Below are 3,470 nucleotides of genomic sequence, written 5' to 3' on the forward strand. Positions count from 1 at the left end.
GAGTAACAGTTTTTATAAGTTTCTTTACAACCCTAACAACAAGATTGTCATATTACTTGAACTTACATCAATGCTTTAATTTTTTACCTTGAATAACGCTATTCCGTTACAAGAAACAGGTCGATTATGGTCAGATACAACCATGATTGAACTGTTTTTCGTTATTTTCGTCTTCTTGTAGATGTTGCGAAGTGGTGCCGGAAACCAGACGCTTGCCAATATCTCGAAGGCGGAAGCAATATCCTGGTGAATGCAATTGATACGGCATCGTATGGAATGGCAGGGACAATTACGGATTGGACCATGGGACCGAAACCGGTAGGGGATGTTGACCCGACCGATAATCCGTACGGAAAGAATGCAGGACAATTGGCGGGGAACCTCATCAGCATAGGCCTACCGTTGAAGTATTTGAACAGTGTAAAAACCTCAGGTGCAGTGGGGAACTTCTCCCCCACCTTAATGAAGTCAGTGGTAGCGGTAGCCATCAGCGGGACCGTGGGCGAAGCGATGGACGCGTTCAATGATTTCAGGGATGATGGAAAGCAAAGTTTGGGTGAGCGCATAGCAACTGTTGGATTCAATACCGTTATTGCTGGTGCGGGAGATCTAATGATTACAGCAGGAAGTAAAGTGGCTGCCAGTACGATGAGGTTTGTGCGAGGGAAGCTGCCAGATATCAAGGTGGAAAAGATTGAGGGAGCAGGAAAAACCAAAGCGGAAATCGAAGCTAAAGCAAAGGAGATAGAGGAGACCCGTATTGAGGGGATGGGACAAACTGGTGATTTAAAATATGCTGAATCTGGGGGGAGAAATATACTCCCAGAGCAATTCTTTAAAGAAGAAGCAATTGCTGAGGAGATGTATGAGAAATTCAGGAATTTAGGGACGAGAGATGTAGAAGCTATCGCAAAAAATACTGGCTTTCCTCTTAGCATGGTTCAAAGGATCAAAGATCATGTTTTTAATTACACACATATTAAAGATCATGGTATTGGGAAGTTTGATCCTGACTATGAACTAGCACAAGCTTGGGAAAGATTAATGAATGGGAAGTATGTAGATTCTGATATACAATTATTGCATCATGAAATTTTTGAATCGAAATTTGAAGGTATATTTAAGACTAATTATAGAACAGCTCATGATAAAACAATAGAATCAGGGAGAACATGGGATTGGGAAAAGAATTATGAGGAGTGAGATTTAATGGCAGTTTTTGTGATAATGTTGAAGGAGTACGAGGACGAGGAAAGAGTTGTATACCTTTATGGACCAAATGAAGAAACAATGGGGAAAATTGAATACGATAAAAAAAATGGTGTTATAAATCAACTCTCTCCAATTGATTCTGACAGTTATGCTGATGATTTCTTTTTTAAAAGAGCTGGAAGAAGACTGGCGAGAATGATTATTAAAGAAAATAACAACTTTGTTGAGAGGACAACTATTGAATCTTAATAGAGTATATGAAATTTCCTGTCTATAACTCCAACAACAAAATCATACAATAAAACCAAATTAACCAAACACTAAACAATTCAAATATTTGATAAACTTTCAAAAAAGTTCTTTCCAACTTGAACTATAGAGTAGGAAAGAGCTTTTTCTGCGTGTAGAAATTAAGCTAAGGAGCTGAATGAATGGCAAAACGAGAACTGGAAGTTAAACAGGTAGGACTGATGCACACACAAGCAGCATACAAGCAACTGATGGGAGAAACACACAGTTACTATCGGCAATCAAGGGAATTTTGTGAGCAAGCATCAGAGTAAAATGGGTCAGAACGTCCAGACATTCAAGTCAGAAGTGAAATCAAGCAGTGGTTAGAACAAGTAGAGTAGTGCCTACTTTAAGCAACCGGCGTTGAAGGCATGTGACTACGATCCGTCGAGTACGACCAGCAGTGTGCCTCTGTTGGAAACGGAAGAATATTCACTTCTGCTGCAGATGTCGAGGATGGAAGGGACGAAGGGGGATTGGGCGAAACAGCAATTGGCGCTGATGAAGCCACAGGCCACGATAGGACCGTCTGACCCGACTAAGCAGGTGTCGTATGAAGAGATTTTAAACCGGGACAACCCTGAGGTAATGAAACGGCTGAAAGAGACGTATTGGTCTACCCTGTCGACAGAGGAGCAGGACCGGATCTATGCAGAGACCAAAGCTTATTACGAAAAGCAGGAGAAGGAAGCGGCAGACAAAAACCGTCTGCTGCGAAGTGGTGTTGGAAACCAGACGCTTGCCAATATTCTAGAAGGTGGAAGTAATATCCTGGTGAATGCAATCGATACGGCATCGTATGGGATGGCAGGGACAATTACGGATTGGACCATGGGACCGAAACCGGCAGGCTATGTTGACCCGACGGATAATCCTTACGGGAAGAAGGCCGGGCAGTTTCTGGGAACGGTGGTCAGTATAGGTCTGCCTGTAAAGTATTTAAATGCAATAAAAACCGGGGGAGCGGTGGGTAGATTTTCGCCAACCTTATTAAGATCGATGGTAGCTGGAGCGGTTAGCGAGACCGTGGGCGAAGCGATGGACGCGTTCAATGATTTCAGGGATGATGGAAAGCAAAGCCTGGGTGAGCGAATAGCGGCTGTGGGAATCAATACCGTTACTGCTGGTGCGGGAGATCTAATGATTTCAGCAGGAAGTAAAGTGGCTGCCAGTGCGATGCGGTTTGTGCATGAGAAGCTGCCGGATATCAAGGTGGAAAAGGTTGATGAAGCAGGAAGAACCAAAGCGGAAATCGAAGCTAAAGCAAAGGAGATAGAGGAAACTCGTACTGAGGGGACGGATGAAGGTAACAAACCTAACCTTTATGATAAGGATGGAAATTATACGAGCGGTAGAACTCAGAAGGAATTGGATGACTTAGCTCGAGATCCAGCAAGTAATGAGAAAATAGAACCTAAAAATATAAGGGAAAGGGAAGTTGGATTAGCAGTAGAAGAAAGAGGTCAATTAGGAAAGCTAATACGTGATCCTCAAGCAGAAAATGGAGCAGAGTTTATTGATACTTCTTCAGGTTTAAAGTGGGACGTGAAAAGCTTTGAATCATACCCAAGTGGTGACAATGGAGTTCCTATAACAAATCCCCAAAAGGGTGCTTTACTATCAAACAAGGTATGAAAAAGCTACAAAAAGAATTTGATAATGGGAATAACGTAGCCTAAGCATATTGAACAACTCAAGAAAGCAATTGATGAAGAAGGAATAACAGATAAAATAATATGGTATCCTTAAGGGGTGGGAAAATGGAAGGAAATCTTAATAGGAAGTTTGATTTGCATAAAAAGTGGGTTGGGACAATTGGTAAAGAAGGCGAAATGTTAAAGTTAGATGAAGTGGACTTAAGAAGTTTTGATTTATCCGATATATTACTTGAACAAGCATATTTAATAGAGTGTACTTTTGATGATCTCAAACTGGAAAACATCGATTTTCACACATCATTATTAGCT

Annotated in this window: 5 protein-coding genes; all 5 read left to right on the forward strand. The window is 41.6% G+C overall.

Annotation, left to right across the window (positions count from 1 at the left end; translation table 11 throughout):
- Positions 1-246: 246 nt before the first annotated feature.
- Positions 247-1,203, forward strand: coding sequence for an HAD family hydrolase (locus A3842_RS33245; protein WP_256701575.1), 957 nt, complete (start codon positions 247-249; stop codon positions 1,201-1,203).
- Between the two features lie 6 nt (positions 1,204-1,209).
- Positions 1,210-1,461, forward strand: a complete 252-nt coding sequence (locus tag A3842_RS07640; protein WP_074100970.1) for a hypothetical protein — start codon at positions 1,210-1,212, stop codon at positions 1,459-1,461.
- 182 nt (positions 1,462-1,643) lie between these two features.
- A complete protein-coding gene (locus A3842_RS33250; RefSeq protein ID WP_256701576.1) occupies positions 1,644-1,775 on the forward strand; it encodes a hypothetical protein in 132 nt (43 codons plus the stop codon).
- A 142-nt stretch (positions 1,776-1,917) separates the two neighbouring features.
- Positions 1,918-3,138 carry a hypothetical protein gene (locus A3842_RS07645; RefSeq protein WP_074100971.1) on the forward strand — a complete coding sequence of 407 codons (1,221 nt, stop codon included), beginning with the start codon at positions 1,918-1,920 and terminating at the stop codon, positions 3,136-3,138.
- A gap of 125 nt (positions 3,139-3,263) precedes the next feature.
- On the forward strand, positions 3,264-3,470 hold a 207-nt coding region (locus tag A3842_RS07650), incomplete at its 3' end, for a pentapeptide repeat-containing protein (protein ID WP_143186198.1).

The organism is Paenibacillus sp. P3E (genome assembly GCF_001909045.1).
Taxonomy (GTDB): domain Bacteria; phylum Bacillota; class Bacilli; order Paenibacillales; family Paenibacillaceae; genus Paenibacillus_AQ; species Paenibacillus_AQ helianthi.

Bases quoted from the DNA above. Each gene is read 5' to 3' on its own strand.
- A3842_RS07640 (WP_074100970.1), top strand. From the start codon at position 1,210: ATGGCAGTTTTTGTGATAATGTTGAAGGAGTACGAGGACGAGGAAAGA.
- A3842_RS33250 (WP_256701576.1), top strand. From the start codon at position 1,644: ATGGCAAAACGAGAACTGGAAGTTAAACAGGTAGGACTGATGCACACA.